Annotated in this window: 19 protein-coding genes and 1 pseudogene; 6 read left to right on the top strand and 14 right to left on the bottom strand. The window is 72.0% G+C overall.

What is annotated here, in order from left to right:
- Positions 1-42: 42 nt before the first annotated feature.
- Positions 43-1,554: a nucleobase:cation symporter-2 family protein gene (locus tag ACYVHU_RS00735; protein WP_078760181.1), complete on the top strand. Its 1,512-nt coding sequence runs from the start codon at positions 43-45 to the stop codon at positions 1,552-1,554.
- A 100-nt stretch (positions 1,555-1,654) separates the two neighbouring features.
- Here the strand turns inward: ACYVHU_RS00735 and ACYVHU_RS00730 are convergent.
- From ACYVHU_RS00730 to ACYVHU_RS00720, 3 genes and pseudogenes are all read right to left on the bottom strand, one after another.
- Positions 1,655-1,771, bottom strand: a pseudogene (locus ACYVHU_RS00730) (IS30 family transposase); the annotation flags it as partial.
- 1,024 nt (positions 1,772-2,795) lie between these two features.
- Positions 2,796-4,148, bottom strand: coding sequence for an allantoinase AllB (allB, locus tag ACYVHU_RS00725; protein WP_078760178.1), 1,353 nt, complete (start codon positions 4,146-4,148; stop codon positions 2,796-2,798).
- Positions 4,149-4,186: 38 nt separating this feature from the next.
- Entirely contained in the window at positions 4,187-5,449 is a 1,263-nt protein-coding gene (locus ACYVHU_RS00720) for a DUF6986 family protein (RefSeq protein WP_078760518.1), read from the bottom strand.
- Between the two features lie 314 nt (positions 5,450-5,763).
- On the opposite strand from ACYVHU_RS00720, the gene ACYVHU_RS00715 reads away from it, so the two are divergent.
- Positions 5,764-6,585, top strand: coding sequence for an IclR family transcriptional regulator (locus ACYVHU_RS00715; protein WP_144389954.1), 822 nt, complete (start codon positions 5,764-5,766; stop codon positions 6,583-6,585).
- Positions 6,586-6,630: 45 nt separating this feature from the next.
- Here the strand turns inward: ACYVHU_RS00715 and era are convergent, their stop codons facing one another.
- The 6 genes from era to ACYVHU_RS00685 all read right to left on the bottom strand — a co-directional run bounded on the left by era (position 6,631) and on the right by ACYVHU_RS00685 (position 11,557).
- Positions 6,631-7,587, bottom strand: a complete 957-nt coding sequence (gene era / locus ACYVHU_RS00710) for a GTPase Era (protein WP_078760176.1) — start codon at positions 7,585-7,587, stop codon at positions 6,631-6,633.
- Positions 7,588-7,603: 16 nt separating this feature from the next.
- Complete coding sequence (locus ACYVHU_RS00705) at positions 7,604-7,960, bottom strand: cytidine deaminase-like protein (RefSeq protein ID WP_078760175.1); 357 nt, start codon at positions 7,958-7,960, stop codon at positions 7,604-7,606.
- 51 nt (positions 7,961-8,011) lie between these two features.
- Complete coding sequence (locus ACYVHU_RS00700) at positions 8,012-9,385, bottom strand: hemolysin family protein (protein WP_394330031.1); 1,374 nt, start codon at positions 9,383-9,385, stop codon at positions 8,012-8,014.
- 38 nt (positions 9,386-9,423) lie between these two features.
- Positions 9,424-9,918 (bottom strand): rRNA maturation RNase YbeY, encoded by a 495-nt coding sequence (gene ybeY / locus ACYVHU_RS00695; protein ID WP_078760173.1) that lies wholly within the window; start codon positions 9,916-9,918, stop codon positions 9,424-9,426.
- Between the two features lie 65 nt (positions 9,919-9,983).
- Positions 9,984-11,030: a PhoH family protein gene (locus ACYVHU_RS00690; protein WP_078760172.1), complete on the bottom strand. Its 1,047-nt coding sequence runs from the start codon at positions 11,028-11,030 to the stop codon at positions 9,984-9,986.
- Between the two features lie 176 nt (positions 11,031-11,206).
- Entirely contained in the window at positions 11,207-11,557 is a 351-nt protein-coding gene (locus ACYVHU_RS00685) for a histidine triad nucleotide-binding protein (RefSeq protein ID WP_078760517.1), read from the bottom strand.
- A gap of 452 nt (positions 11,558-12,009) precedes the next feature.
- Here ACYVHU_RS00685 and ACYVHU_RS00680 point away from each other — a divergent pair, with 452 nt between their 5' ends.
- Both ACYVHU_RS00680 and ACYVHU_RS00675 read left to right on the top strand, forming a co-directional pair.
- Positions 12,010-12,540 (top strand): SigE family RNA polymerase sigma factor, encoded by a 531-nt coding sequence (locus ACYVHU_RS00680; RefSeq protein ID WP_078760171.1) that lies wholly within the window; start codon positions 12,010-12,012, stop codon positions 12,538-12,540.
- Positions 12,537-13,232, top strand: coding sequence for a hypothetical protein (locus ACYVHU_RS00675; RefSeq protein WP_498947336.1), 696 nt, complete (start codon positions 12,537-12,539; stop codon positions 13,230-13,232). Before ACYVHU_RS00680 ends, ACYVHU_RS00675 begins: the two co-directional genes overlap by 4 nt.
- 64 nt (positions 13,233-13,296) lie before the next feature.
- Here the strand turns inward: ACYVHU_RS00675 and ACYVHU_RS00670 are convergent, their stop codons facing one another.
- The 3 genes from ACYVHU_RS00670 to hrcA form a co-directional block, all read right to left on the bottom strand.
- Positions 13,297-14,034, bottom strand: coding sequence for an RsmE family RNA methyltransferase (locus tag ACYVHU_RS00670; protein ID WP_498947335.1), 738 nt, complete (start codon positions 14,032-14,034; stop codon positions 13,297-13,299).
- Positions 14,035-14,108: 74 nt separating this feature from the next.
- Positions 14,109-15,248, bottom strand: a complete 1,140-nt coding sequence (dnaJ, locus tag ACYVHU_RS00665; protein WP_078760168.1) for a molecular chaperone DnaJ — start codon at positions 15,246-15,248, stop codon at positions 14,109-14,111.
- The gene (gene hrcA / locus ACYVHU_RS00660; protein ID WP_078760167.1) at positions 15,249-16,262 is read right to left on the bottom strand and encodes a heat-inducible transcriptional repressor HrcA; all 1,014 of its coding nucleotides are present in this window, start codon (positions 16,260-16,262) and stop codon (positions 15,249-15,251) included.
- A gap of 272 nt (positions 16,263-16,534) precedes the next feature.
- On the opposite strand from hrcA, the gene ACYVHU_RS00655 reads away from it, so the two are divergent.
- Positions 16,535-17,386 (top strand): DUF3097 domain-containing protein, encoded by an 852-nt coding sequence (locus ACYVHU_RS00655; RefSeq protein ID WP_498947334.1) that lies wholly within the window; start codon positions 16,535-16,537, stop codon positions 17,384-17,386.
- Positions 17,387-17,478: 92 nt separating this feature from the next.
- The gene (locus tag ACYVHU_RS00650) at positions 17,479-18,486 is read left to right on the top strand and encodes a DUF4870 domain-containing protein (protein ID WP_498947333.1); all 1,008 of its coding nucleotides are present in this window, start codon (positions 17,479-17,481) and stop codon (positions 18,484-18,486) included.
- A 50-nt stretch (positions 18,487-18,536) separates the two neighbouring features.
- Here ACYVHU_RS00650 and hemW read toward each other — a convergent pair whose 3' ends face one another.
- Both hemW and ACYVHU_RS00640 read right to left on the bottom strand, forming a co-directional pair.
- Positions 18,537-19,769 (bottom strand): radical SAM family heme chaperone HemW, encoded by a 1,233-nt coding sequence (hemW, locus tag ACYVHU_RS00645; RefSeq protein ID WP_078760164.1) that lies wholly within the window; start codon positions 19,767-19,769, stop codon positions 18,537-18,539.
- A gap of 60 nt (positions 19,770-19,829) precedes the next feature.
- The gene (locus tag ACYVHU_RS00640; RefSeq protein WP_078760163.1) at positions 19,830-20,486 is read right to left on the bottom strand and encodes an MOSC domain-containing protein; all 657 of its coding nucleotides are present in this window, start codon (positions 20,484-20,486) and stop codon (positions 19,830-19,832) included.
- Between the last annotated feature and the right edge of the window lie 18 nt (positions 20,487-20,504).

The following is a 20,504-nucleotide window of genomic DNA, read 5'->3' as shown; positions in this document are numbered from 1 at the left end:
GAGACGCGGTCCGGCCGATGACTCAAAAGGCTGGTACTGGCCATGAGATTCCGCAAGAACGCGCACGTCCCCCCGGCCTCGGCCGCCACCCCCTCCTCCCGCCCGGAGGACGAGAGGCTTCCACCCCGGTTGCTCGTCCTCTACGGCTTGCAGCACATCCTCACCATGTACGCCGGCGCGGTCGCCCCCGCCCTGGTCATCGGCGCCGCGGCCGGTCTGGACGGTCCCGAACTGGGCGTCCTGGTCAGTGGCGCGCTCCTGGTCGCCGGCATCGCCACCCTGTTGCAGACGACGGGGGTGCTGCGTATCGGCGCGCAGATGCCGATCGTCGTCGGTTCCTCCTTCGTCCCGGTCAGCGCGATGACGGCCATCGCCGCGGACGCCGACCAGGGGCTCCCCGTCGTGTTCGGCGCGTCGTTGGTGGGCGGCCTGTTCGCGTTCTGCCTGACCCCCTTCTTCGGGCAGCTCGTACGGTTCTTCCCACCGGTGGTGACCGGCAGCCTCATCACCGTCATCGGCCTGTCGCTGATGCCCGTGGCGGCCAACTGGGTCGTCAACGGCGCCGCGGACGGCATGCCGGCGCTGTCCGACCTGGCCCTGGCCGGTGCCACGTTGGGCCTGGTCCTGCTGTTCTCGCGGGTCCTTCCCGGGCTGCTCAGCCGTATCTCGATCCTGCTGGGCCTGCTCGCCGGGACGCTCATCGCGGTCCCCTTCGGCAAGGCCGACTTCAGCCAGGTCGGTGATGGCGCGGTGTTCTCCCTCGGCTCGCCCCTGTACTTCGGTCTCCCGGTCTTCGACCTCGCGGCGATCCTGACCATGTGCGTGATCATGCTGGTCGTCCTCACCGAGGGCGCCTCGCACATCATCGCGGTGGGGGAGATCATCGGCACCCGCATCGACAGCAAGCGGATCGCGGCCGGGCTGCGCGCCGACGTGAGCGCCTCCATCATCGGCCCGCTCTTCAACAGCACCCCGGGCAGCTCCTTCGCCCAGAACATCGGTCTGATCGCGCTGACCAGGATCAGGAGCCGCTACGTCGTGGCGACCGGCGCGCTGATGCTGATCCTGCTGGGCCTGTTCCCGATCCTGGGCCGCGTGGTGGCGGCGATCCCCATGCCGGTCCTGGGGGGCGCCGGGCTCGTCCTGTTCGGCACCGTCGCGGCCAGCGGCATCCGGACGCTCGGCAAGGTGGACTTCGACAACAACCTGAACCTGATCATCGTCGCCACCTCGCTCGGCTTCGGCATCATCCCGATGGCGGTGCCGCAGTTCTACGACGGCTTCCCCGACTGGTTGGCGCTCATCCTGCACTCGGGCATCGTGGGCGCGGCGGTCGTCGCGATCGTGCTCAACATCTGTTTCAACATCATCGGCGGCGGCCAGTACGAGGAGGGTCCGTCGGTGTTCGCCGCGGCCCCGACCCTGGACAAGGAGTACCCGGAGGAGGACGCGCGCGAGGAGGCCCCGCAGGCGCGCGACGCCACGTCCGGGGACCTCTCCGACGGGGCCGGGTCCCCGCCGACCCCGTCGGACGAGGCGCCTTCACGCACCTGAGGACCGCGCTGCCTTCCGCGTGCCGGTCCCTGCGGCGAGGTCCCGGGCGATTGCCCGGGGCGCTGCACCGCGTGGCCGTGTTGATCAGGCCGCGAGCGGTTCAGGCGAAACGCTCGGCCGGGGTTTCCCGGTCGAGCGTTTCGCGTGGGCGGCTGTCGGGTTCGGCGGATACGGCGTCGAGGTCCTGACCGTTGTGGGTGGACAGGTCGATGCCCTTGAGGGAGGCGGTGTCGCTGCGGCGGATCGCCGGCGTCCTCGGCGGAGCCACGCTGCTCAGGCCCCGCGCCTTTTCCGTTCTGCCGGATGTCGCAGTCCATCGCCCCGGGCACCGTGGTGGTGCACCGGCTCCTGGAATCCAGGACGTGACGGTCGGGGCCTCGCCCGTGCGCGGCGCGGGCCGGGGCGGCGGATCCGCCACCGATGTCCCCATCGACCTGCCGGAGGGACCGGCCCGGCCTCGGCGCCTCGTCCCGGCCGGCCTCGACCGCGCGGAGCGGCTCGGCTGGGGTGCGCCTGGTCCCCGCGATGGCGGGACGCGGATCGACCACGGCGCCTGCCGGCACGCGGAGCACCCGCGGTGAGGTCGGGGCCGGCCACGTCCGGGCAGCGCGCCCACGTCACCACCGCCTCCGGCGACATCCGGACCGGCGAGACCGGCGGACCGACGCGGCTAAGGACCGCCTCCGGCGACATCCGAACCGAGCTGTGCCACGTCCGATCGAGGCGCGAACGGGATCCGGCCGCATCGCGGTCGGCGAGGCCGACCAGACCTCGCGGTCGCGGGATTCCGCTTTGGGCACCGCCGTGGAGCGGGGTACGGCCCCGGTCGGCGCGGAGGCCGACCGGGGCCGCGTGTGGATCGGTGAGGTGGCGCCGGGGCGGTCGCCCCGGCGACCACGGGCGGCGGGGCGAGGGTGGGCGTGCGCGAGGCGCTGCCGCCTAGAACAGCGCGAACTCCTGCCGGGGACGGTCTCCCGGAGCCCTTCGACGGGCCGGACGGCGCGGAGCGCACCGTCGAGGTGCGCGCCCGCGCCCTGGGCGGCGACTCGTGGTCCGGGCCGCCGCCGGGGCGCCGGCCCGTGGTGCCGCGGGGACACCCGCGCGAGCCGGCCCGCTCCCGGTTGCCCGCCCCGCTCCGGCCGGCCCGTTCCACGCCACGGCTCCGGCCCGGGGACACGGCGGCCCGCCGGACGCTCCCCGGGCGGCCCTCCCCCGGGAACTCCGGCCCGCTCGGGCCGTCGTCACCCCCGGCTCAGCAGGCGCCCCTTCGGCTCGGCCGGGTCGACCAGCTCGCCGCGCAACCAGGTGGCGCGCACGACCCCGCGCACCTGACGGCCGTCGTAGGCGCTGATCGGGTTCCTGTGGTGCAGCTCGGCGACGTCCAGACGCACCACCTCGTCGGGGGCGACGACCGCGAAGTCGGCGTCGTTGCCGACGACCAGCCCGCCCTTGCCGTCGACACCGGCGATCTCGGCCGGCCGCCGCGCCATCCACTCGACGACCTCGGCGAGGGGGAATCCGCGCGCCGACGCTTCCGTCCACACCGTGGAGAAGCCCACCTGCACCCCGGAGATGCCGCCCCAGGCCGTCCCGAAGTCACCGGTGTCGAGGTTCTTCAGGTCGACCGTGCTCGGCGAGTGGTCGCTGACGATGCAGTCGATCACCCCTTCGCGCAGCGCCTCCCAGAGTTGATCGCGGTTGGCGCTTCCCCGGATGGGCGGACAGCACTTGAACTGGGTCGCTCCCTCCGGCACCTCCTCCGCGGCGATCGTCAGGTAGTGCGGGCACGTCTCGACCGTGAGGGGGACCCCCTCCTCTCGCGCCGCGCGGATCATCGGCAACGCCGTCGCGCTGGACAGGTGCAGGATGTGACAACGGGTACCGGTGGCCCGCGCGGTGTCGATGACCAGCCGGATCGCCGCGTGTTCGGCCTCGTCGGGGCGCGAGGCGAGGAAGGAGGCGTAGTCGCGACCGTACGCCGGCGGCGCGGCGTCGAGCACGCGGGGATCCTCGGCGTGCACGATGAGCACGCCGCCGAACTCGCCGATCGCCTCGGCCGCGACGCGGAACTCCTCGGGGGACAGGTGACCGAACTCGTCCACGCCCGAGGGCGAGAGGAACGACTTGAAGCCGTAGACCCCCTGCTCGTGCAACGCGCGCAGCTCCTTGGTCGTGGCCGGCCCGCTGTTCTCGGGCACGGCACCGCCCCAAAACCCCACGTCGATGAGGACGTTGCCGCGCGCGACCGCGCGCTTGGCCTCCAGCCCGTCGACCGTTGTCGTGGGCGGGATGCTGTTGAGCGGCATGTCGATGATCGTGGTGACCCCGCCGGCCGCCGCGGCGCGGGTGGCGGTGGCGAACCCCTCCCACTCGCTGCGTCCGGGGTCGTTGACGTGGACGTGGCTGTCCACCAGGCCGGGAAGCAGCACCTCGTCGGCGGCGACCTCCACGGTGCGCGCCGCCGCAGGCGGGGTGTCGTAGTCGGTGATCGCGGTGATGCGCCCGTCGCGCACGGCCACGGCGATCGCGCGCTCTCCTTCGGGGGTGATCGCGCGTCGGGCCCGTATCACCAGGTCGTGGGCCTGCTCCGGCATGTTCCTCGCCTTTCTCGTCCGGTTGCCTTCGTTGACGGTCAGCCCACCCTGCGGTTGGCGAAGCCCTCCAGCTCCGAGCGTGACACCCCCGCCGCCGCGGCGACCTCGTCGTCGCCCAACGCCCCGCAGTGCAGGCCCCGGACCAGGGCCGAGGCCAGCGCCTGGGCCGTGGCGGGCTCGTCCATGATGGCGCCGCCGGCCGCGCCCAGGTAGGCCTTGAGGCGTTCGGCGGCGGGCTCGAACGCCTCGCGGTAGAAGGCGTAGGTGGCCAGGTAGCGTGTCGGCAGCTGATGCGGGTGCAGGTCCCAGCCCTGGTAGTAGGCCCGTTCCAGGGACCGGCGGACGAGCCCGGCGTGCAGCCGCCAGGCGGCGTGCACCTGGGCCGTGTCACCGACCGGGAGCACGTTGGTGGAACCGTCGGACAGCCACACGCCGGTTCCGGCGGCGGCGAGCTGCATGACGGCCTTGGCGTGGTCGGCGGCCGGATGGGCCATGCTCTGGAAGGCCGCGGTGACCCCGCAGGCGGCGCTGTAGTCGTAGGTGCCGTAGTGCAGGGCCGTGACCCGGCCGGGCGCCGCGTGCACCATGCGGGCGACGGCGGCCACGCCGTCGTGGGAGAGGATGGACTGCGGCGTCTCGATCTGCAGCTCGAAGGTGAGGTCGCCTTCCGCCAGGCCGAACCGCTTCTCCAGCTCCGCGGTGAGCCAGGCCATCGCCTCGACCTGCTCGACCGCGGTGATCTTGGGCAGGGTGAGCGTCAACCCGTCGGGCAGCCCCCCGGCCCGCTCCAGCACGGTGCGCAGGAACAGTCCGAGGCTGCGCAGGCCCCGCCTGCGGCCGGCGGACTCCATCCCCTTCATGCGGATGCCCCAGTAGGGCGGGGCCGTGCCCTCGGCCAGGTCGGCGCACAGGGCTTCGGCCGCCGCGGTCACGTGGGCGTCCTCTTCCTCGTCGGGCCGGGCGCCATAACCGTCCTCCAGGTCGATGCGCAGGTCCTCGACGGGTTCGGTCTGGAGTTTGGCCCGGACCCGGGGCAGGCAGTCGGCGACGGCCGCCTCGTCCAGGCCGGTGGCCGCGGCGAGGGTCGCGGTGTCGGGGGCGTGCTCGTCCAGGCAGGCCAGCGCCCGACGTCCCCATTCGGCGGCGAGTCCGGGGCGGATCGCGTCGGCGGGGACGTAGACGGTGTGGACCGGTTGGCGGCGGCCCCGGTCGCCGGGATAGCCGCGAAGGAGGCGCGCGTCGGCGTCGGCGAGCCTCGTGTCGAGGGCGTCGCCGAGTTCGGACAGGCCGATACCGGCCACGTCGGCCGCGCCGGCCAGGGAGTCCTGCTCAACCACGGTCTATGTCCCTTCCGCTGTGGACCGGCGCCCGGGGGCGAAGAGAACCCGGCACCGATAACTTCTATATAGCGGACATTAACTTCTACAATTCGGAACAACAAGAGGCAGTACGGCGGAGCCTCCCGAAACAAGGGGCGCCACAGGGGACTTCCGCAGATGGCAGCGGTCGGTACCGAGCCACGATCGGGATTAGCGGGCTCGGCTTCCGTATCGCAGAATGAGAACTCCGAACCGAGTGGCCGTGAGCCGGAACGGCCGGTCGGAGTGGTCACGCGATGGGAGCTACACCTTTGACAACGCCACCACAGACGACGACCGGCGGGACCGGTGCGGAGAGCGAGTCGAGGAACCGGTCGGGCGGCGTCCAGTCGCTCGACCGGGCCTTCGCCCTGCTGGAGATCATGGCCGACGCGGGCGGCGAGATCTCACTGAGCCAGCTCGCCGGCTCCTCCGGTCTTCCCCTCCCCACGATCCACCGCATCATCCGCACCCTGCTGGGCAACGGCTACGTCCGCCAGCTCCCGTCGCGACGCTACGCCCTGGGTCCCCGCCTCATCGGGCTCGGTGAGAGCGCGTCCCGCATGCTCGGCACCTGGGCGCGCCCCCACCTCGCCCAGCTGGTGGACGAACTCGGCGAGACCGCCAACCTGGCCATGCTCGACGGCGACAAGGTCGTCTACGTGGCCCAGGTCCCCTCTCCCCACGCCATGCGGATGTTCACCGAGGTGGGCCGGCGGGTGCTCCCCCACTCGGCGGGCGTGGGCAAGGCCCTGCTGGCCCAGCTCCCCGAGGCCGAGGCGCTGGCGACCGTGCGCCGCACCGGTATGCCCGCGGCCACCGACCGCACCATCACCACCCCCGAGGCGTTCGCGGCGGAGCTCGCCCGCATCCGGGAACGCGGGTACGCCATCGATGACGGCGAACAGGAGATCGGCGTCCGGTGCCTGGCCGTGCCGGTGCTCGGCGGACCGGCGATGATGGCGGTCTCGATCTCCGGCCCCGAATCGCGGATGAACTGGGAGTTCGTGGACCGGGCCGCGCCGATCGTGCAGCGCGCCGCGGTCAGCCTGGCCGGCGACCTCAACCACCAGAATTGAGCGTGGGGGCGCCAGGTCTCGCCCGACGCCCCCACACCCGTGGCCTCACACCTGCTGGTCGAAGCCCAGACGGCGCAGCTGCTTGGGATCGCGCTGCCAGTCCTTGGCGACCCGCACCCTCAGGTCGAGGTAGACCCGGCTGCCCAGCAGCGCCTCGATCTGCGCGCGCGCCCGCGAGCCCACCTCGCGCAGCCGCGCCCCCTTGGAGCCGATGACGATCGCCTTCTGGCTCGGGCGCTCGACGTACAACGAGGCGTAGATGTCGATGAGGTCCCTGCCCTCGCGGGGCGCCATCTCCTCGACCACCACCGCGATCGAATGCGGCAGCTCGTCGCGCACCCCCTCCAGGGACGCCTCGCGAATCAGCTCGGCCACCAGCATCTCGTCCGGCTCGTCGGTCAGCTCACCGTCGGGGTAGAGGGGCGGTCCCTCCGGCAGGTGGCCGCACAGCACGTCGGCGACCGTGTCGAGCTGGAAACCGGCCGCGGCCGACACCGGGACGATGTCGGCCCACTCGCCCAGCCGCGAGACCGCCAGGAGCTGCTCGCTCACCCGGGCCCGGTCGACGGTGTCGGTCTTGGTCACCAGCGCGACGACCGGGGTGTCGCGCTGGGCGGCCAGTTCGCGGGCGATGTAGGTGTCGCCGCGTCCGATGGGCTCACCGGCGGGGATGCAGAAGGCGATCACGTCGACCTCGACCAGTGTCGAGCGGACCAGGCTGTCCAGCCGCTCCCCCAGCAGCGTGCGCGGTTTGTGCAGGCCGGGGGTGTCGACGATGATCAACTGCGCGTCGTCTCGATGCACGATCCCACGCACGGTGCGCCGCGTGGTCTGCGGCCGGTTGCTGGTGATGGCCACCTTCTGGCCGACCAGCGCGTTCATCAGTGTCGATTTGCCCACGTTGGGCCGCCCGACGAAGCAGGCGAACCCACTGCGGAAGCCCTCCGGGTAGGAGGGCATGGGCAGCGGTACCCGCAGCTTTTCCAGGTCGAGGTCGTCCATGAGTCCAGTCTGTTCGTCAGGCGCGCGTGATGCTCGCGGGCGTGCCGTCCGGCCCGCTGAGCACCACGGTCGCGGTTTTCAGGTCACGGGTCACCGCAGCGTCGGCCGGCGACAGCTCCGTGGCCGCGCCCACCACGACGGCGGCCTCAAGCACCTCCGCGCCGCTGGAGACGGCGGCGGCGACCGCGGCCTGTAGTGCCGACAGCTTCAGTGAGGGCAGGTCCACGGTCGTGGCCACATAGGTGCGTCCCGTCTCGTCGCGCACGGCGGCGCCCTCGGCCGTGGCGTTGCGGGCGCGTGAGGAGCGGGCCAGCGTGATGAGCTTGGCGTCCTCGGGGTCGAGTTCGGCCGCGGTGGGGGTCGGTTCGGTCACGTCTTCCTCGTCTCCTGCGCAAACGGTCACCGCGCGCTGTCGCGCGGTGTCTCAGGCGTCGGCCCTGGGGGTCGGCTCCTGCTCCTGCTCGGCCGCGGCCACCCTCTCGACCAGGATCGTGGCGGTCTGGTTGCGTCGGCCGGAGGGATCCTCCGCGGTGAGCCGCAGACCGGCGTACACGGCCTGGGAGCCGCTGATGGGCACACGGCCCAGCACGTAGGCGAGCAGTCCTCCCACCGTCTCGACGTCGGGGGCGTCCACCTCGGCCCCGAACAGCTCGGTGAGCTCGCCCAGCGGCAGGCGCGCGGTGACACGCGCCTTGTCCTCGCCCAGCCGTTCGATGGGCGGGACCTCGTCGTCGTACTCGTCGGTGATCTCCCCGACGATCTCCTCCACGATGTCCTCGATGGTCACCAGGCCCGCGGTCCCGCCGTACTCGTCGATGACGACCGCGACGTGGATGCGCTGCCGCTGCATGTCGCGCAGCAGCTCGTCGATCGGCTTGGAGTCGGGCACGTAGGTCGCCGCGCGCATGATGTCGCGGACGGTCCGGTGCTGGTCGGGCGCGCCGGGCCCGGCGTTCCACTGGTCGCGCAGCCGGGCCACGACGTCCTTGAGGTAGACGATGCCGACCACGTCGTCCATGTCCTCGCCGGCGACGGGGATGCGCGAGAAGCCGCTGCGCAGCGCGAGCGAGAGCGCGTCGTCCACGCTGGCGTCGTGGTCGATGAACACGATGTCGGTGCGCGGCACCATGACCTCGCGCACCGTCGTGTCGTCGAGTTTGAACACCGAGTGGATCATCTGGCGTTCCTCGGGGTCGATCACGTGCCCCCGCTCGGCCAGGTCGACCAGCCTGCGCAGCTCGTCCTCGCTGGTGAACGGCCCCTCGCGCTCGCCCTTGCCGCGCGGGGTGAACGCCTGCCCCAACAGGACCAGCGCCTGGGCGAGCGGCCCCAGCACCCGGGTGACCGGACGGACGATAGCGGCACCGGTCAGCGCGACCGCCGCGGGGAACTGCCGGCCCAGGATCCGCGGGGTGACGCTGATCAGCACGTAGTTGACCAGGATCATCACCACGGCGGCGAGGAGCACCGCGAGCCAGTCCAGGCCCAGCCAGTCGACGAAGCCGACGGCCAGGGCCAGGGTCGCCAGCACCTCGCAGGACACCCGCAGCAGCAGCACCATGTTGAGGTGGCGCGCCGGATCGGCCGCGACGTCCTCCAGGCGGCGTACCCCTCGGCCCGTACGGGTGCCGACGAGTTCGCCCACCCCCATGCGCGCCGCCCGGGTCAGGGCAACCTCGACGCTGACGAAGAAGGCGGCGGCCAGCGACAGCAGGATCGCGCATCCGAACGCGAGCCCCAGCTCCGCGGCCTCCTGACCGGTGACGGCCAGGAGTGTCACGGGCTCCGCCGCCGACAGGGCCGGTCCGAGGCCGGCCTGGCCGGTATGGCCAGAGGTCATCGCGGACCGTCCTCCGTCCCCGTCTGGGCCACGGACTGCTCCAGGCTGTGCCGCCATCCGGCGAGCAGTTCACCCTGGAGCCCGAACATCTCCTTGTGCTCCTCGGGCTCGGCGTGGTCGTAACCGAGCAGGTGCAAGATGCCGTGGGTGCACAGCAGGTCGATCTCGTCCTGGGTCGGGTGACCGGCCTTCTCGGCCTGGCGGGCGGCCACCTGCGGACAGATGATCACGTCGCCGAGGACACCGGGGTCGGAGGTGCGCCCGGGTCCCCCTGGGCGCAGTTCGTCCATCGGGAACGACAGCACGTCGGTCGGTCCGGGTTCGTCCATCCAGCGGACGTGCAACTCGGCCATCGGCTCCTCGTCGACGAGCACGATGGACAACTCCGCGAGCGGGTGGACCCGCATGGAGTCGAGCACGTAACGGGCCAGCCGGGCCAGCCGCGTCTCGTCGGTGGGGACGCCGGACTCGTTCGCGACGTCGATACTCATTGCTGAACGCGCCTCAATCTCTGTGTTCATCGGTCCGCGTGGCCCGGTGCGGGCCACGCGGGATATCAACCGGCGCCGTTGGCCGAACCAGCGGGGCGGGACCGCGGCCGGCGGTCGCGCTGCCGCCCGTCCTGCCGTTCGTGGTCATAGCGCCCGTAGGCGTCGACGATGGCGCTGACCAGCTTGTGGCGGACCACGTCGTTGCTGTTCAGGCGGCAGAAGCCGATGTCGTCGATCCCTTCGAGGATGCGCTCGATCGTGCCGAGGCCGCTGGCCTGACCACCGGGGAGGTCGACCTGGGTCACATCCCCTGTGACCACGATCTTGGACCCGAAACCCAGACGGGTCAGGAACATCTTCATCTGCTCGGGCGAGGTGTTCTGCGCCTCGTCGAGGATGATGAAGGAGTCGTTGAGCGTACGGCCCCGCATGTAGGCCAACGGCGCCACCTCGATCGTCCCCGCCGACATGAGCTTGGGGATGGAGTCGGGGTCGAGCATGTCGTGCAGCGCGTCGTAGAGGGGCCTGAGGTAGGGGTCGATCTTCTCGTAGAGCGTTCCGGGCAGGAAGCCCAGGCGCTCGCCGGCCTCGACCGCGGGGCGGGTCAAGATGATCCGGTTGACCTGCTTGGCCTGGAGCGCCTTGACCGCCTTGGCCATGGCCAGGTAGGTCTTGCCCGTACCAGCCGGACCGATCCCGAAGACGATGGTGTGGCGGTCGATCGCGTCGACATAGCGCTTCTGGTTGAGGGTCTTGGGCCTGATCGTGCGGCCACGCGCCGACAGGATGTTCATCGTCAGCACGTCGGCCGGCCGCTCGCCGTCGGCGCTGGGGGAGCGCAGCATCCCCAGGGTCCGGTCGATGGCGTCGGGGGTGACCTGGGTGCCGTTCTCGACGAGTTCGAGCAGTTCCTCGACGAGACGGACGACGAGCGAGGTCTCCTCGGGGCTGCCGCTGATGGTGATCTCGTTGCCCCGGACATGGATGTCGCTGTCGAAGGAGCGCTCGACCACCCGCAGAAGCTCGTCTCCGGACCCCAGCAGGTTGATCATCATGTGCTCTTCGGGCACGACGACCTTGACCTGGGTGCTTGGTTTCGTTGATTCGACCATAATGTGGCCTCGCGGCCGTCTCGCCCCTGCCTTTCGCGTCCGCTGGGATCGGTGGGGTAACAGCGTCGGCTGTTATGACGAAATTCTATCAAGTTGCCCCTGGTCACCCTCTGCGCTCGCGCGGCCGGGAAAGGGGCCTCCCCCGTCCCGGCCGCTGTTTCCGCGCGCCGTGACCGTTATCCGGGTGGCCACTCCAGGCCCCGTCCACCGAGCACGTGGCCGTGCAGGTGGAACACGGTCTGCCCGGCTCCGGGGCCGGTGTTGAAGACCAGCCGGTAGCCGCTCTCCGCGACGCCGTCGGCCTCGGCCACCGCCTGAGCCTCTCGGGCGATCTCGTCGAGGAGGCCCTGGCCGGCCCGTCCGGCCGCCGCGGCGTCGGGGTGGTGCTCCTTCGGGATGATCAGCACGTGGGTGGGTGCCTGTGGGTTGATGTCGCGGAACGCGAGGGTCCGCTCGCCCTCACGGACGATGTTGGCCGGCACCTCTCCCGCGACGATCTTGCAGAACAGGCAGTCGGGCTCGGTCAACGCCACCGCTGCCCTCCTCTCCTCTTTCTCCTCGGTTCCCCGCACCGGGGTGATCACGGCCATCCCATCACGCCTCGCGGGTGGGCGAGGCCCTCACCCGGGGACGGGCGGCATGCCGTTATGGCCGCGCCGGGACCGGGATTCTCCTACGGTGGGGCGAAGCGCGCCACCGCGTGCTCCCCCAACGCGCCTTCGGTGGTGAATAGCCGGAAAACCTCGCCGTCGCGGGCTATTCTGGTGCTTTGCGTGACTTCTCCCACGCTGTCACGCTCTCGGGGAAGAAGGGGGAACAGCGCGCATGGCCGAGACAAGGGGACCGGTCGCCGGCCCGGGCACGTCGGTGACGTCCGCCCACGGACTCCGCGACAGACCCGGGAACTGAGCGAGAAGAAGGCATGCCCTTTCGTAAACCCCGCGACAAGGGCGCGCGTCCCAATGACGTGACTGAGACCATGGTGGCGGGCGCGCCCGCGGCGACGGTAGCGGTCGAGTGGGACGCCGACCAGGCGGTGACGCAGCTCTACAGTGCTCACTACCGGCCGTTGGTCCGGCTCGCGACGCTTCTCGTCCGCGACTTCGCGACCGCCGAGGAAGTGGTACAGGACGCCTTCGTCGCCATGCACGGCGCCTGGAGGCGCCTACGAGACCCCAACAAGGCCCTGTCCTACCTGAGGCAGTCGGTGGTGAACCGGGCCCGTTCGGTGCTGCGCCACCGCGCCGTCGTCGAGAAGCACGCCCCCAAGGGGCTTCCCGACGCCCCCAGCGCCGAGCACGGCGCCCTGGGCGAGCTCGAACGAGCCGAGGTCGTCGCCGCGCTGCGCAGGCTCCCCACCCGACAACGTGAGGCCATCGTCCTGCGGTACTACGGAGACCTCTCCGAGGCACAGATCGCCGATGCCATGGGAATCAGCCGTGGCGCGGTCAAGAGCCACACGGCGCGCGGAATCGCCGCGCTCCGATCGGTCCTGGAGCGGACGACATGACCGACCCCTTTGACGATGGATTCGAGCAGCGGCTGCGCGAGGCGCTGCGTGCGGAGGCCGACTCCGTACGCCCCTCCCCCGAGGCCCTCGACCTGATCCGCACGCGCACCGCCCAACGCCGTCTCTCCCCCTGGGCCGCGCTGACCTGGCTGCGCCCGGCGGCGGCCGTCGCGGCCGCGGCGCTCATCGGCGGATCGGTGCTGCTCGGTACCCCCCAGATCCGCGACCAGGTCTTCTCGGGGGGCTGGGACTCCGCCTCGGACTCCCGTGGGACCCCCCATGACGGCCAGGGGCTCAGCGACACCACGAGCGGGACCCCCTCGGTCCCTCCCGACGGCCCCACCCCCGGTACCGAACCCGTCGCTCCCCGGCCCCCCGCTCCCTCGCCGTCCCCGAGCGGTCCCGATGGCGACACCGACCACAGGGACCCGTCCGTCCCGTGCGATTCCGAGGACGAGGCGCCCACCGCCACCGCCCGTGAGGGCGAGTCCAAGCGTCAGTCCTGCCCGGCCTCGGACGACCCCTCCCCGACTCCCGCCCCCACCGCCCCCGCGCCCGCTCCCGAGCCGGAACCCGATCCGGGCGGCGAGGATCCCGGCGAGGGCGGGGCCTCTCCTCCTCCGGAGACACCCGAGCCCTCGGCTCCCGCGGTCCCTCTCCCTCCCTCGCCCGCCGGCTCCGCGCTCGAGTAGCCCGGTCCGGCTCTTCGCGTTGTGACCCCGCCCGTCCCCGGGCGGGGCCATGCTCCGTCCGGGTCTACCAGCGTCCGCAACGCGCCTGAAGCACCGCCAAGGCCGCCACACCCGCGGTGGAGGTGCGCAGCACGGTGCGGCCGAGCAGTGCCGGCACCGCTCCGGCCTGTGTGAACGCCGCCAGCTCCGGGTCGCTGATCCCTCCTTCGGGCCCCACGACCACGACGATCCCGCCGGCTGGATCGGTGGGGAGGGCAAGCGCGGCCAGGCGTTCCTCGGCCTCTTCGTGCAGCACCACGCCCAGTGCCGCCGAGGACAGCAGGGCGACGACGTCACGGGTCGAGGCGAGCCCGGCCACCTCGGGGACCCATGCCCGGCGCGCCTGCTTGGCCGCCTCCCGCGCGGTCGCCCGCCACTTGTTCAGGGACTTCTCGGCGCGTTCGGCCTTCCACCGGGTGACGCAGCGTTGCGCGGCCCACGGCACGATGGCGTCCACCCCCGCCTCGGTCATGACCTCCACCGCGAGTTCGCCACGGTCCCCCTTGGGCAACGCCTGCACCACGGTGATCCGCGGCGTGGGCGACGGTTCGTGGACACGGTCGCGGACTTCGAGGGTCACCCTGTCCTTGCCGACCGCGCCGACCACGCACCGCGCCCGCGTCCCCGCGCCGTCGACCACGTGCACGGCCTCGCCGGCCACCAGCCGGCGCACGGTCGCCGCGTGCCTGCCCTCCGGCCCCGAAAGCACGACGGTGTCGTGGGCGAGCCCTCCCGGTTCGGTCAGGAAAACCGGAGCTGTCACAGGTCCCCTCTCAAGAAGAACGGCCGGACCCCGAGCCTGGTACCGGCCCCGGGTCCGGCCATCGGCCGGCCGGCTCAGCGTGTGTTGAAGGCGCCACGCAACCGGGAGAAGATGCCTCCCTGTCCCGGGCTGAACTTGCCCGGCGGGTGGTCCTCGCCCCGCAGCTCGGCGAACTTGCGCAGCAGGTTCTCCTGCTCCTCGTCGAGCTTGCTCGGCGTCTCGACGGTGACGTGGATCATCAGGTCGCCCCGCCCCGGACCGTTGAGGTGCCGGCTGCCCCGCCCGTCGAGCGTGATGATCTGGCCGGAGTTGGTCCCCGGGCGCAGGTCGATCGTCTCGTTTCCGTCGAGTGTCTCGATGGTGAGCGAGGCCCCCAGCGCGGCGGCCGTCATCGGCACGGTCACCGTGCAGTGGAGGTCGTCTCCGCGCCGCTCGAAGATCGGGTGCGGCCGCTGCACGATCTCCAGGAAGATATCGCCGCGCGGACCGCCGTTGGGGCCGATCTCGCCCTCGCCGGCGAGCTGGATCTGGGTGCCGTCCTCGACACCGGCCGGAATCTGCACCGTGCGGGTGACCTTCTCCCGCACCCGCCCCTCGCCCGCGCAGTCGGGGCAGGGGTTGCGGATGACGGTGCCCTGACCGGAGCACTGCGGACACGGCCGCGTCGTCATGACCTGACCCAGGAACGAGCGCGTGACCTGGGAGACCTCACCGCGTCCGGCGCACATGTCGCAGGTCTCGCGGTGGCTCCCCTTGGCCGTGCCCTCGCCCTGGCAGGTACCGCACAGGACCGCGGTGGGGAAGGTGATGTCCTTGGTGACACCGAACGCGGTCTCGGCGAGATCCAGTTCGACCCGGACCTTGATGCTGCGGCCCCGGCGGGCGCGCTCGCGCGCGGCCCGGCCGGCCGTCTGGCCGCCGCCGAAGAAGGCGTTCATGATGTCGTCGAAGGGGAACCCCGCCCCGCCGAATCCGCCGGCTCCGGCGCCGCCGCCGGGCGCGAAGGGGTCCGCCCCCATGTCGAACATCCGGCGCTTCTCGGGGTCGGAGAGGACCTCGTAGGCCTGGGTGACCTCTTTGAAGCGTTCCTGGGTGAGAGGGTCGGGGTTGACGTCGGGGTGCAGTTCCCGCGCGAGCCTTCGGTACGCCTTCTTGATTTCGTCCTTGGTGGCCTCGCGGCGCACCCCGAGGATCTCGTAGTAGTCTCTGGCCACTTACTGCCCCGCCAAGATCTGACCGACGTATCTTGCCACTGCGCGTACCGCTCCCATCGTTCCGGGGTAATCCATTCGGGTCGGGCCCACCACACCGAGCTTTGCCAGTGACTGATCTCCAATGCCGTAGCCCGCGGTCACGATCGAGGTGGTCTGCAGCCCCTCGTGGGAGTTCTCCGCGCCGATCCGGACCGACAGCATGGACGGATCACCCGCCTCACCGAGCAAACGGATGAGGACGACGTTTTCTTCCAGTGCTTCCAGCACGTCGCGCAGCCCGGCGGAGAAGCCCATCCCGGCGAGGTTGGCGGTGCCGCCGAGGACGACCCGCTCCTCGTGCCGCTCGACGAGACTCTCCAGCAGGACCGACAGGACCGAGGCCGCCAACGGCCGCTCCTCGGCGGGCAGCCGGGCCGGCAGGTCGGAGACCGCTGAGGGCACCTCGTTGAGCCACTTGCCCGCCACCGCCTGGTTGAGCGCGGCCCGCAGGTCGCCGACGGAGGCCTCGGTGACGCGGTCGAGGCCGTCGATGACCTTCTGCTCCACCCGCCCGGTGTCGGTGATGAGAACCATCATCACGCGGTGGGGGCTGAGCGGGACGAGTTCGACGTGCTGCACCGCCGAGCGGGTCAGCGAAGGGTATTGCACGATCGCGACCTGGCGCGTGAGCTGCGCCAGGAGGCGGACCGTGCGGGCGATGATCTCGTCGAGGTCGACGGCGCCGGACAGGAACGTCTCGATCGCGCGCCGCTCGGCCTGCGACAGGGGCTTGACCGTGGACAGGCGGTCGACGAACAGACGGTACCCCTTGTCGGTGGGGACCCGGCCGGCACTGGTGTGCGGCTGGGTGATGTACCCCTCCTCCTCCAGGGCCACCATGTCGTTGCGGATCGTCGCGGGTGAGACCCCCAGGCTGTGCCGGTCGGCGAGCGCCTTCGATCCCACCGGCTCGTTCGTCGACACGTAGTCCTCGACGATGGCACGTAGCACCGCGAGCTTTCGATCGTCGAGCACGCGCTCACCTCCTGGCACTCCGTGGTCCTAAGTGCTAATTCTATGCCGTTCCGCCAAGTCGCTCCCCTCCACGTGATCGCGTCGGGGTGGCGCACCCCGCCGGCCGCGATCCTGACGTCGGCCGGTCCGCTCCCGCCCCGGCCAGGACGCGCCGGCGTCGTCGAACGGTTTCCTACCCATGTGGCGGGGGAGCGCGCACGGGTCCCGGCCGCGTCGACACGCCGTCGGCTCTGTCCGGGCCAGCGTCGAGGCCACCACTACAATGCGGGCCCGTGCCCACTTACTCCGGCAGACCAGGCAGAAGGTACGGCGGTGACGTCCTCACCGGCGACTGGCGTCGCCCGCGCCGGGGCCGGATCCGCGAGGTCCCGGCCGAGCCGGGGCTCGTCGTGGAATCCGCGGACGAGGGTTTCTGCGGTGCCGTGGTGGCGTGGGACAAGCAGACGGTCACGCTTGAGGACCGGCACGGACGCCGCCGCGTCTTCGACCTCGCCCCCGCCGCGTTCCTCATCGACGGGGAGCCGGTGACCGTGGTCCGCCCCCTCCCCTCGTCCTCCTCGGCTCCGGCGCGCAGCGCCTCGGGGTCGATCGCGGTCCCCGGCCTGCGCGCGCGGACCGCCCGGGAGAGCCGCATCTACGTCGAAGGCGTCCACGACGCCGAGCTGGTGGAGCGTGTCTGGGGACACGACCTGCGGGTGGAGGGGGTGGTCGTGGAACGCCTGGAGGGCGTCGACCACCTGCCGGAGGTCGTCGAACGGTTCGCCCCCGGCCCCCACCGCCGGCTCGGGGTGCTCGTCGACCACCTTGTGCCCGGGTCCAAGGAGAGCCGGATCGCTCGGCTCCTCACCTCGCCGCACGTGCTCGTCGTCGGCCACCCCTTCGTCGACGTGTGGCAGGCGGTCAAGCCGTCGGTTCTCGGCATCCCCGCCTGGCCCGAGGTGCCGCGCGGCCGCCCCTGGAAGGAGGGCGTCCTGAGCGCGCTGGGCTGGCGGGAGGAGCCGGGCGAGGCGTGGCGGCGGATCCTGGGGTCGGTCCGCTCCTACGCCGATCTGGAACCGGGGCTTCTCGGCAGGGTCGAGGAACTCATCGACTTCGTCACCGCTCCCCAGGAGGGGAGCAACTAGGCTCGTCCCAGCACGCGCAGCGACCTCCTCCGGCGCCCCACGGGGCCCGGCTCACCGATCGGCCATCGCAACCGGCACAGCCAAGGGACACCATGAGCGAGACACCGCCCAACCAGCCGCACCCCCAGGACCCTGCGGGCGGGCAGCCCGCCCACGGCCGGCCCGCCGGCGACCCTCCCGCTCCGGCGTCCCCGGAACACCCCTGGCCGGGAACCCCCGCCGGTGGGCAGCCCGGCCATGCCGGCCCCTCCCACGCCCCGCCCACGGGGGGACAGCCCGGTCACGCCCACCCCTCGGGGAACCAGCCGGCCTACCGGCAGCCGTCGGGAGGACAGCCCGCCTACCAGCAGCCATCCGGAGGACAGCCCGCCTACCAGCAGCCATCCGGAGGACAGCCCGCCTACCAGCAGCCGCCCAGCGGACAGCCGGCCTACCAGCAGCCGCCCCAGGGGCCTCCCGGGTACGGACGGCCCGGCCATGCCCCCCACCCCCCGCAAGGGGCACAGCCCGGTTACGCCCAGCCCACCGGGAACCAGCCCGCCTGCCAGCAGCCGGGATACGCGCAGCCGCCCGGCCCCCAGGGCCAGCCCCCCTACGGCGGCCCGTCCGGCTACGCCCAACCCGGCTACGCGCAGGGCCCCTACGGCCATCCCGGTTACGCCCAGCCCGGCTACGGTCCCCAGCCCTACGGGCAGCAGGCACACCCGGGGCAGGCCCCGCAGGGAGGCGCCCACCAGGGCGGGACCGGCTCCGACGACACCACGTGGGCCATGGTGGCCCACCTGGTCGGGGTGATCATGGCCTGCGCCGGATGGCTGCCCGCCCTGATCGTGTACCTGGTGAAGCGGAACGCCTCGCCCTACGTGCGCCACCACGCCGCCGAGGCGCTGAACTTCCAGCTGACCCTGCTCATCCCGTTCGTCCTCAGCTGGGCGCTGTTCATCGGCCTCGGCGTCTACGCGCCGGACCTCTCCCCGATCGGCTCGGCCCTGATCGGCCTGTTCTGGCTGCTCTCGATCGTCTTCGGGGTGCTCGCCGCGGTGGCGGCGACCAAGGGCACGTGGTACCGGTACCCGGTCGCGATCCGGATGGTGAAGTAGCCACGGCGCCGTCCCCGCGGTCCACGGCGCTCTCGGAGCGCGGGGACGGCTCAGGTGAGATCGCGTACCACCGCGTCGGCGAGGAGCCTGCCACGTCGGGTCAGCACGGCGCGGCCGTTCGCGTGGGCGTCGGCTTCGAGCAGTCCGTCGCGCACCGCCTGTCCGGCGGCGTTCCGCCCGTCCGCGTCGAGCAGGTCCAGCGGGCATCCGTCGATGATGCGCAGCTCCAGCAGGATCCGTTCGAAGCGCCGGTCGGCCTCGTCCAGGACCTCGCGCGCCTGGCCGGGGGTGATCCCCTCGGCGAGCCGGGCCGCGTAGGCCGCGGGATGCTTGACGTTCCACCAACGGGTCCCGCCGACGTGGCTGTGGGCGCCCGGGCCGACCCCCCACCAGTCCCCGCCGGTCCAGTAGAGCAGGTTGTGCCGGCTGCGGGCGGAGCGCGAGCGCGCCCAGTTGGACACCTCGTACCAGTGGTAGCCCGCCGCGGCGAGGAGTTCGTCGGCCATGAGATAGCGGTCGGCCATCGCGTCGTCGTCGGGCGCCGCAAGCTCGCCGCGGCGGACCCTGGCCGCCAGGCGGGTGCCCTCCTCGACGATCAGGGAGTAGGCCGAGACGTGGTCCGGGCCGGCCGCGATCGCGGCTTGGAGGGACTCCTTCCAGTCGGCGTCGTCCTCCCCCGGCGTCCCGTAGATGAGGTCGAGGTTGACGTGGTCGAACCCGGCCTCGCGGGCCCAGGCGACGCAGCGTTCCGGTCGTCCGGGGCTGTGCGCGCGTTCCAGGACGGCGAGAACGTGCGGGCGGGCGCTTTGCATGCCGAACGAGATCCGCGTGAACCCCGCCTCGCGCAACCGGCCCAGGGAGTCGCGGTCGACGGTCTCGGGGTTGGCCTCGGTGGTCACCTCGGCTCCGGGGGCCAGGCCGAACTCGGCGTCGATCGCGGCGAGGACGCGGCCGAGGTCGGCCGGGTCGAGGAGGGTCGGGGTGCCCCCGCCGACGAACACGGTGCTCACCGGGACGTCGCCGGTGCCGAGCACCCGCCGCGCGAAACGCAGTTCCGCGATGGCGAGATCGGCGTAGGTCTCGCGTGAGGCGGTCACCGATCCGTCCCTGGAGCGCAGCTCGCTCGCGGTGTAGGTGTTGAAGTCGCAGTATCCGCACCGCGTGACGCAGAACGGCACATGGACGTAGACGCCGAACGGGCGCTCGCCCACCCCCTCCAGTGAGGCGGCCGGCAACGCGCCATCAGCGGGCACGGGGTTCCCGTCAAGAGGTACCGAAGGCATGCTTCCAGTGTCGGTCATCGAGGGGACCGGCCGGTCCCCCGTCCCTCTCACCGGGGACGATCACCTGCGGGCGAGCCGCCGCTCCGCCGCGGCCGCGGCCCTCTCCCATTCCGCGGCCCGGCCGGGGATCTCCAGGACACGGCGGATCAGGGCGATGTCGTCATGGGAGGGGCGCGAGGCCCGGAAGGCCGTCGCCAGGTCGATCCCGTGATCGGGACGGTGCGCCACCTCGATCCGGTCTCCCGCGCCGACCTCGCCTTCCTCCAGCACCCTCAGGTAGGCCCCGGTACGCGCCTCCTCGGTGAAGCGCCGGACCCAGCCCTCCTCGCCCAGCCAGTTGCGAAACGTCCCGCACGGGACCCGGGGCAGGGTGACCTCCACCAACGCGGTACCGATCCGCCAGCGTTCGCCGACGAGCGCGCGGCTGACCTCGACGCCGCGGGTGGTCAGGTTCTCGCCGAACATCCCGCCCCGCAGGGGGCGCCCCAACAGCCGCTCCCACACGGCGAGGTCCTCGCGCGCGTAGGCGTAGACCGCCTGGTCGGGGCCACCGTGATTGTCCCGGTCGGCCTGTTCGTCACCGGCCAGCCCCAGCCGGCCCACCGCGACCGCGCCGTCCACCGGGCGTTTGTCGATCGCGGTCCGTCGCAGTCTCCCGGCCCATTCGGCGGCCACCGCGACACCGACGTTGACCGATTCAACCCGTCCACTGTCCATGCCGGAACGTTAGTGCGC

It is taken from the genome of Marinactinospora endophytica (assembly GCF_054780875.1).
Note: the sequence above shows the minus strand (reverse complement) of the source record. Positions and strands in the feature narration are given on the sequence as shown.

Excerpts from the sequence above, each read along its gene's own strand:
- ACYVHU_RS00735 (WP_078760181.1), top strand. The coding sequence starts at position 43 with ATGAGATTCCGCAAGAACGCGCACGTCCCCCCGGCCTCGGCCGCCACC.
- allB (WP_078760178.1), bottom strand. The coding sequence starts at position 4,148 with ATGCCGGAGCAGGCCCACGACCTGGTGATACGGGCCCGACGCGCGATC.
- ACYVHU_RS00715 (WP_144389954.1), top strand. The coding sequence starts at position 5,764 with ATGGGAGCTACACCTTTGACAACGCCACCACAGACGACGACCGGCGGG.
- era (WP_078760176.1), bottom strand. The coding sequence starts at position 7,587 with ATGGACGACCTCGACCTGGAAAAGCTGCGGGTACCGCTGCCCATGCCC.
- ybeY (WP_078760173.1), bottom strand. The coding sequence starts at position 9,918 with ATGAGTATCGACGTCGCGAACGAGTCCGGCGTCCCCACCGACGAGACG.
- ACYVHU_RS00690 (WP_078760172.1), bottom strand. The coding sequence starts at position 11,030 with ATGGTCGAATCAACGAAACCAAGCACCCAGGTCAAGGTCGTCGTGCCC.
- ACYVHU_RS00680 (WP_078760171.1), top strand. The coding sequence starts at position 12,010 with ATGGTGGCGGGCGCGCCCGCGGCGACGGTAGCGGTCGAGTGGGACGCC.
- ACYVHU_RS00675 (WP_498947336.1), top strand. The coding sequence starts at position 12,537 with ATGACCGACCCCTTTGACGATGGATTCGAGCAGCGGCTGCGCGAGGCG.
- ACYVHU_RS00650 (WP_498947333.1), top strand. The coding sequence starts at position 17,479 with ATGAGCGAGACACCGCCCAACCAGCCGCACCCCCAGGACCCTGCGGGC.
- hemW (WP_078760164.1), bottom strand. The coding sequence starts at position 19,769 with ATGCCTTCGGTACCTCTTGACGGGAACCCCGTGCCCGCTGATGGCGCG.
- ACYVHU_RS00640 (WP_078760163.1), bottom strand. The coding sequence starts at position 20,486 with ATGGACAGTGGACGGGTTGAATCGGTCAACGTCGGTGTCGCGGTGGCC.